The following is an 8010-nucleotide window of genomic DNA, read 5'->3' on the forward strand; positions in this document are numbered from 1 at the left end:
GTCGACTTTCGGCCGATGGATATCGGCCTGTCGCGCCGGAGGTGATACCTGAGGGGCCCGCTCAGCGGGTAAGTTTGCCAACTGCGCACCGCACATGAACGGTTGACGACTACAGTGTGTGGTTGGTGATCATCGATAGGCTCGTTCCATCCTTGTCGTCCACCTCCTGAACCACCCCCTGAACCCCCCCCCCGAAGTCCACCTCCTCCGCTCCCCGCAGTACGCCGATTCCTGGGCACGTACGTACCAAGGACACTCATGTCTCAACTTCGCGCACCCGCCTCGCGGTCCGATCGACGCGAGGGCGGGCGGCACGGCCGGTCAGGCGCCCGCTCAGCCCCCGGCGCCGGCGGCAACCCCCCGGCGCAGCCCCCCGCGCCGCACACGACGGAAGCCCGCATACGCCCCCAGCTCCTGCGCAGCTCCGTGCTCCCCGCCGTCGCGGTGGCACTGGGCGGCGCAGCGGCCGTGCTCTTCACCATCCGCTCCACCGGCGCCACCCCGACGCCCGGACTCTGGGCCGCGCTCACCGGCGCCGCCGCCCTCACGGTCGCCTCCGTGACGGCCGCCGCGCTCGGCGCGGACCGGGCCGCCAAGGCGGTCCTCGACCGGTGCAACTCGCTGCGCCGGTCCAGCGCCCGCAGCCAGAGCGAACTCCGAGCGATCCTCGAACAGTTGCGCAAGGGGGAGGGCATCGCGCCCCGCCCCGCCCCGCCGACCACCGCCGCCTCCGGCGACGAGTTCGACCTGCTCTCCCAGGAGCTGACGCGCTCTCACGAGGGCGCCGTGGCAGCCGTCGTGCAGGCGTCCCGGCTCTCCAGCAGCGTCGGCAACGAACAGAAGGTCGAGGTCTTCGTCAACCTCGCCCGGCGCCTGCAGTCCCTGGTCCACCGCGAGATCCAGCTCCTCGACGAGCTGGAGAACGAGGTCGAGGACCCGGAGCTGCTCAAGGGCCTGTTCCACGTCGACCACCTGGCCACCCGCATCCGCCGCCACGCCGAGAACCTCGCCGTCCTCGGTGGCGCGATCTCCCGCCGCCAGTGGTCGAACCCGGTCACCATGACCGAGGTGCTGCGCTCCTCCATCGCCGAGGTCGAGCAGTACCCGCGCGTCAAGCTCGTACCGCCGATCGACGGCACGCTCCGGGGCCACGCCGTCGCCGACGTCATCCACCTCCTCGCCGAACTCGTCGAGAACGCCACGCTGTTCTCCGCGCCGCACACCACCGTGCTGCTCCGCGCGCAGTACGTGACGGCCGGACTCGCGATCGAGGTCGAGGACCGCGGCCTCGGCATGCCGGTCACCGAGCAGAACAAGATGAACGCGCTGCTCGCCGACCCCGACCAGGTCAATGTCGCGCACCTGCTCCAGGACGGCCGCATCGGACTCTTCGTCGTCTCGGCGCTGGCCCGCCGGCACGGCATCGCCGTACGCCTCCAGTCCAACATCTACGGCGGAGTCCAGGCCGTCCTCGTGCTGCCGCAGGGACTCCTCGGCGCCGACCCCGAGGGCCTGGCCCACCACGAGCGCCAGGCGGCGGCGACCGCAGGTTCCGCCGCGGTCCCGCCCAACCAGGTGCAACTGCAGCCCCAGCCGACGCAGCAGCCGCAGGGGAACGCGCCGGCGCACCCCGCGCCCGTCGTCCCCATGCCCGCCCCGGTCCAGGCCCCCATGCCGGTACCGATGACGGCACCGGCACCGGTCCACCCCCAGGCGCCCGCGCCGATGGCCATGAACACGCCGGCCGACGGCGGACCCGCACCGTACGCCGTGGCCTCCCCCGAGCGGACCGCCGTCCGCCACGAGGAGCCCCCGGCCCCCCACCCGCTCGCCCACCCCGGTACCGGCGGGCCGTCGAACGGGTACGCGGACTCCGGTCGCGCGCCCGCCGCACCGGCCCGTTCGGCCGGCGCGGAACACAGCGGGCCGCCGGCCTCCCTCATGTCGCCGCTTCCCCCGGCGCCCGAGGCCCCCGGCCGGCCCCTGCTCCCCAAGCGGCGCGCCCAGGAGCACATCGTCCCGCAACTGCGCGACGAGCCCGTGGTCCGCAAGCCCGAGGAGCACGCCCTGCACGACCCCGGCTTGATGGCCGCGTTCCAGCGCGGCATCGGTCTCGCCGAGTCCCAGTCCGCCCCCCATGAATCGCCGCGTCCCGGCGACGCGCACAAGGAGTAGATGCACCATGGCGAGCAATGTGCCGACCGGCCATTCCTCGGACCTCGACTGGCTGCTGAGCGGACTGGTCCAGCGGGTCCCCTACACCCGCAACGCGGTCCTGCTCTCCTCCGACGGCCTCGTGAAATCCGTCCACGGCCTCGACCCCGACGCGGCCGACCACATGGCGGCCCTCGCCTCCGGGCTCTACTCGCTCGGCCGCAGCGCCGGCGCCCGGTTCGGCGACGGCGGCGAGGTCCGTCAGGTGGTCGTGGAACTCGACTCCACCCTCCTCTTCGTCTCCACCGCGGGCTCCGGCACCTGCCTGGCGGTCCTCGCCGGGCGCGAGGCGGACGCCGCGGTCCTCGGGTACGAGATGGCGATGCTCGTCAAGAGCGTCCGGCCGTACCTGGTCACCCCCGCCCGGCAGGCCGCCGGCGTGGTGGGTGGCATCGGGCAGTGATGACGTCACCCCAGGAAGGGCCCTGGCTCGACGACGCGGCCGGCCGGCTGATCCGCCCGTACACCGTCAGCGGTGGCCGGACCAAGCCGACGACCGCGCTGGACCTGCTGTCGATGGTGATGGCGACCGGATCGTCACCCCAGACACACATGGGTCCCGAGCACAGCCTGGCCCTGGGGCTGTGCGACGGCCCCACCTCGGTGGCCGAGATCGCGGCGCACTTACGGCTCCCGGCCGTGGTCACCAAGGTCCTGCTCTCCGACCTCGTGGACTGCGGGGCGCTCACCGCCCGCGCGCCCCGCTTCCACGCCAATCCAACCGACCGTTCCTTGCTGGAGGCAGTGCTCGATGGCCTACGACAACGGCTCTGAGCGCCACGACGGTTTCGCGACCGACCCGTTCCCCACCGCTCTCAAGATCCTGGTGGCGGGCGGATTCGGCGTGGGCAAGACGACCCTCGTGGGCGCGGTCAGCGAGATCGAACCACTCAGCACCGAAGAGCTGCTGACCTCGGTCAGCGCGGCCACCGACAGCCTGGAGGGCGTGGAGTCCAAGACCACGACCACGGTCGCCATGGACTTCGGCCGCATCACGCTCGACGACCGCCATGTGCTCTACCTCTTCGGCACCCCGGGCCAGGAACGCTTCTGGTTCATGTGGGACGAGCTCTCCGAAGGGGCGCTCGGGGCGGTCGTCCTCGCCGACACCCGCAGGCTCCAGGAGTGCTTCTCCGCCGTCGACTTCTTCGAACGGCGGGGCATCCGCTTCGTCGTGGCGGTCAACGAGTTCGACGGCGCCTTCCGCTACGAACCGGACGAGATCCGGTCCGCGCTCGACCTCAAGCCGGACGTTCCGGTCGTCCTCTGCGACGCCCGGATCTCCAGCTCGGGCATCCGCACCCTGCTGACCCTCGTCCAGCATCTGCTCACCACCATCCCGGACACCGTGCCGAGCTACGGAGCCATGCCATGACCTACGACCCGACCGGTCACCTCCTGCTGACCCCCATCGACAAGGAAGCGCCCGTCCGCGCGCAGCGGCTGCGCGAGCTGGGTCTCGGGGAGCGGCCGGAGCCGGCGTTCGACGAGTTCGCCCACCGCCTGGCGGACGTGACCGGGGCCCCGTTCTCGATGGTCAACTTCATCGACGAGAACCGGCAGTTCTTCGCGGGCCTGCACACCCCCGAGGGCACCCACTCGGGCAGCGACCTGGGTGCGGCCGCCGCGGGCTCCGGCGGCGTCGGCCGCTTCATGGCCCGTGACCACGGCTACTGCCCGCACGTGGTCGTCCGGCGCAAGGCGCTCGTCCTGGAGGACGTCTGCGACTACCCGCGCTTCGCGGGGAACCCGGTCGTGGACGAGATCGGCATCCGCTCCTACATGGGCGCGCCGCTGATCGACCGCACCGGTGTGGCGCTCGGCACCATCTGCGTGGTCGACACCGACGTCCGGCCGTGGGGCCGCGCCGGTCTGGAGACGATCAAGGCGATGGCGGCCGAGCTGGTGGAGCAGATCCACCGTCGCGAGGACGGGATGTTCTGACGGACGCCGGGCGTCCGGTCGGACGCGCGGGGAGCCCCGGTACGGCCGTCGCCGTACCGGGGCTCCTTCCGTCCCGGGGTGCGTCAGGCGTGCGCCGGCTCCGGTTCCGGCGTGCGGACCAGCTCGGAGAGGCGCTCCGACCAGCTGCCCTTGTCCTGGCCGAGGGCGACCTCGGCCAGTCGCAGGAGCTGGATGTCGGAGGTGCCGGCCGGCGCGAAGATGTGGTGCGCGTCACGGAGGTACCGCTCGATGGCCCGGTCCGTGAAGAGACCGGCGGCGGCGTGGATCTCCATGGCGTTGCGCCCGGAGTCGATCGCCGACTCGACGTTGACGAGCTTGGCGTTCATCAGCTCGGTGTCGCAGGAGAGTCCCTGGTCGAGCAGGTGGACGGCGTGGTACGCGGCGAGCCTGGCGGTCATGAGCCGGGACTGCATCTGGCCCAGCTTGAGCTTGACCGTGGGGAGGTCGTGGAGCGGCTTGCCGTACCGGATGCGCTCGGAGGCGAACCGGGTGGTCTCCTCCAGGATCGCCTGGTGGATGCCGAGCGAGACGGCGGTGAGGTTGGCCCGCCCGTAGAGCACGCTGGAGGAGTACGCGACGGAGAGGCCGTCGCCCTCGTCGCCGAGCCGGTTGGAGGCCGGAACCCGGCAGTTCTCGAAGATCAGCTCGCCGAAGCTGAAGCCGTGGAGCCCCATGGCCGGCTGCTGGGGACCGGTCCTGAACCCCGGACGATCGGATTCGACCAGGAAGGCGGTGAGTCCCTTCGAGCCGGGACCGGTCCTGACCACGACACCGTGCAGATCCCCGACGTGGCTGTTGCCGACGTAGACCTTGCTGCCGTTGAGGATGTAGTCGTCGCCGTCCCGGACCGCGCTGGCGCTCATGCCCAGGACATGGCCGCCGGACTCGGGCTCGGTGACCGCGATGGTCGGCAGGCACTCACCGGCGGCGATCGCCGGGAGCCAGGTCTTGCGCTGCTCGTCGCTGCCGAAGTGGACGATCTTGGCCGTGCCCAGCTGGGAGGCCTGGACCATGGCGCCCATGGCGCCGCTGACCCGGGACAGCTCTTCGATGATGATGGTCTTGGCCAGGTGGCCGGCGCCCATGCCGCCGTACTCCTGATGGATGGTCGCGCCCAGCCAGCCCTGCCCGGCGATCAGCCGGGACAGCTCGTGGTGGACCGTGCGGTTCGCCTCCATCTCGGCTATCCGCGGCCGAACCTCACGCTCTGCGAACTCCCGGACCGTCTCCCTGAGCTGATGATGCAGTCGACTGCTGAAGTAGCCGTCCATCCGGAGTTCCTCCCCTGCGAAACGCCTGATCGGTTGTCCGGTCAGGTGGTGCATCGGCAGTGGTCCCGTCCCGAACAGGCCGACCACCTCATGGTGTTGATCTTTCGGGGACGGATCAATATCGCCACGAGATTTGTCCGAAACCCGAGTGGTTGACGATTGATTCCGACTGTGGTTGTCATGGTCTCGGCATGATCACCCTCGTCCGCCGGACATTCCGCGAAGGCAGCTTTCTGCCACATGCCAGCGGCAACGGAGGCCCGGGCATATGGCCATGAGGTCGGCCCGTTCGGCACATGAGCACCTTCATCCTCAGAGGGGCGGAATTCCGGAAGTCCTCCGACCACCTTCCTGCCCGCACGGCACGCCCCCACGACCCGCCGGACCCCGTGTTCGAGCCCCCGGAGGCGGCGCGCGAGCGCACACCCCGGCGCCCCGGCGCGTCACGGAGAGTGAACGCTCGACTCCGCGCGCCCCGGTTTCCGGGAGCGGGGAAAGGGTTCGTGACCACCAGTGAAAGTGCGGTATTGTTCTCATGCGCGTCCAGCCGGGGGAAACCCCAGGTCAGACGGGCAACGGGACGTGGCGCAGCTTGGTAGCGCACTTGACTGGGGGTCAAGGGGTCGCAGGTTCAAATCCTGTCGTCCCGACTTTTCGAAGTCGCAGGTCAGGGGCCGTTTCAGAGCAATCTGAAACGGCCCCTGACGCGTTTTCGGGGATCGGTCGGTGATCAGCGTGCTCGACCGGCCCGACGGGCGTCCCGAACTCCGATCCTGACGGCGAGGGGCCGACCCGGTGTGGGCCGGCCCCTCGGTGGTGTCGGGGGAGGGGTGGGGGCTAGAAGCCCTTCACCACCCAGTCCTGGACGTCGGAGGTGGGGCTGCCCTTGGTCCACAGGGTCAGCCAGACGCCGTTGCCCAGGGAGTTGCCCTTCGGCGTGATGGCCTTGCCGTAGGCGTTGACGGCGCTGCCGTCGGCCGACGGGGAGAAGCGCTGGACGTCACTGGCGGGGTTGCACGTCCACAGGGTCAGCAGTGCGCCGTTGGTGTTGGCGCCGTTGGCCTCGGGAGTCATGCACTTGCCGCTCGGCTTGTGGACGATGAGGCCGTTCTCGTACTTCCAGCGCTGGGTCTCCGCTCCCGTGCAGGTCCACACGGTGATCGGGGTGCCGTTGGCGGTGCCGTTGCCCTGGGGTGTCGCGCAGACGGAGCCGGCCACGTGGAAGTTGGTGAGCCAGCTCCAGCCGTCGACGGGCTTGCCGGCGTCGGGCTGGATGTTGAACACGACCCTGCGCGGTCCGCCGGCGTCCACGAGCGCCTCGTTGGCGCCCCAGAGCCGCTTGGCGAGGGGGTCCCAGGAGAGGCCCTGGGTCAGCTGCGGCGCCTGGGTGAGGACGTGCGGCGCCTCGCCGGGCTTGGCCACGTGGACGCAGGAGTAGAGCTCCGTGCCGCCCGGCCAGTACGTGGGGCAGGTGCCGCTCATGTAGTAGCTGGTGCCGTCCGTGGCCGTGCCCTGGATGCCCCACACGGGAGACGTGTAGCCCGTGGTCTCCGAGGCGACCGTGGCGGGAAGCCCGGTGCCGAGGGCCGACAGGGGCCAGCGGACGATGCGGGCACCCGCGCCGCTCCTGTTCTCCACCGAGACGAGGGCCGGTGTCGCGCCGGAGCGGTCGATGCTCAGGCTGCTCAGGCACAGCTCGCTGTTGACGGACGGGCCGCAGGCGCGGGGGCTGTTGTTGAGCCAGGCCGTACCGGCGTTGTCGACCGCGGCGCTGCTGATGGTGCTGTAGCGGGCGACCAGCGGCATGGCCCAGAGGTGGTAGCGGGCGGAGGTCTTGCCCGCGTTCAGGCGGGTGAGGGCGCTCGTGGTGTCGTTCATCCGCCACATGCGGGTCAGGTCGAAGACCTGGAGTTCCGCGCCGTTGGCGACGAACAGCCGGTTGCCGTACCAGGCGACGCCGTCCGCGTGCGAGATGTACTCGAGGGGCTTGAAGTTGCCGCCGACCGGCTCGACGAGCGCGATGTGCCCGTACTTGACCTGGCCGCCGGCCGACTCCGCGATCGTGACCCGCGCGTAGTCCTCCACGGTGGTCGGAACGCGGTCCTTCACGTAGGTGCCGTGGTACCAGGAGGTGGCGGTGAGGGAGCGGCCCGCATACAGCCCGTCGGCGGTGGCGGCATGCGAACCCGCGAAGCCCTGCGGCATCCAGCCGCCGCCGCCGTCCGCGTAGTTGGACCGGTCGTCCTCGTCGTCCCAGCAGAAGCCGTCGGGCTTGAGGGCGCCGTTCAGCGCGGTGGCGTGACACAGCCCCGGGCGTCCCGTGCGGGTGCCCAGGACGTCGGTGACGGAGGCCCTGGCGACTCCGGCGGCCTCGGCGGAATCGATGAGGGCGGTCTTGTCGCCGTCCACGCGGGTGAGCTTGAAGTTCGCGGTGAACGGGTCCAGGCCCGAGGCGGCCCGGGCGGTCTGGGCGGGAAGCAGGAGGGAGGCCGCCAGGGCCGCGCCCAGCGCGAGCGGGGCGAGGCGGTTTCTTCGTCCGAACATGAGTTTCATTTGGGCA

The 8010-nt window shown here is 70.8% G+C and carries 7 protein-coding genes and 1 tRNA gene; 6 read left to right on the forward strand and 2 right to left on the reverse strand.

All coding sequences use genetic code 11. The features are described 5' to 3' along the window. Window positions 1-426: 426 nt before the first annotated feature. Genes ABT129_RS25965 through ABT129_RS25985 form a run of 5 tightly spaced genes read left to right on the forward strand, consistent with a single transcriptional unit; the run spans window position 427 to window position 4158 of the window. Window positions 427-2175, forward strand: coding sequence for a sensor histidine kinase (locus ABT129_RS25965; protein WP_502981907.1), 1749 nt, complete (start codon window positions 427-429; stop codon window positions 2173-2175). A gap of 7 nt (window positions 2176-2182) precedes the next feature. Then, a complete protein-coding gene (locus ABT129_RS25970; protein WP_351906169.1) occupies window positions 2183-2617 on the forward strand; it encodes a roadblock/LC7 domain-containing protein in 435 nt (144 codons plus the stop codon). Further along, on the forward strand, window positions 2617-2988 hold the full coding sequence (locus ABT129_RS25975; RefSeq protein WP_351906172.1) for a DUF742 domain-containing protein: 372 nt from the start codon (window positions 2617-2619) through the stop codon (window positions 2986-2988). The genes ABT129_RS25970 and ABT129_RS25975 overlap by 1 nt, the downstream gene beginning before the upstream one ends. Next, complete coding sequence (locus ABT129_RS25980) at window positions 2966-3589, forward strand: GTP-binding protein (protein ID WP_351906175.1); 624 nt, start codon at window positions 2966-2968, stop codon at window positions 3587-3589. Before ABT129_RS25975 ends, ABT129_RS25980 begins: the two co-directional genes overlap by 23 nt. Beyond that, the gene (locus tag ABT129_RS25985; RefSeq protein ID WP_351906178.1) at window positions 3586-4158 is read left to right on the forward strand and encodes a GAF domain-containing protein; all 573 of its coding nucleotides are present in this window, start codon (window positions 3586-3588) and stop codon (window positions 4156-4158) included. The genes ABT129_RS25980 and ABT129_RS25985 overlap by 4 nt, the downstream gene beginning before the upstream one ends. A gap of 83 nt (window positions 4159-4241) precedes the next feature. On the opposite strand, the gene ABT129_RS25990 is transcribed toward ABT129_RS25985, so the two are convergent. Then, entirely contained in the window at window positions 4242-5450 is a 1209-nt protein-coding gene (locus ABT129_RS25990) for an acyl-CoA dehydrogenase family protein (protein ID WP_351906181.1), read from the reverse strand. Between the two features lie 576 nt (window positions 5451-6026). Here ABT129_RS25990 and ABT129_RS25995 point away from each other — a divergent pair. After that, a tRNA-Pro gene (locus ABT129_RS25995) sits at window positions 6027-6100 on the forward strand. Window positions 6101-6287: 187 nt separating this feature from the next. On the opposite strand, the gene ABT129_RS26000 is transcribed toward ABT129_RS25995, so the two are convergent. Further along, window positions 6288-8003, reverse strand: a complete 1716-nt coding sequence (locus tag ABT129_RS26000) for an RICIN domain-containing protein (protein WP_351906184.1) — start codon at window positions 8001-8003, stop codon at window positions 6288-6290. Window positions 8004-8010: the final 7 nt, after the last annotated feature.

Source organism: Streptomyces sp. NPDC002057, assembly GCF_040296665.1.
GTDB lineage: Bacteria > Actinomycetota > Actinomycetes > Streptomycetales > Streptomycetaceae > Streptomyces.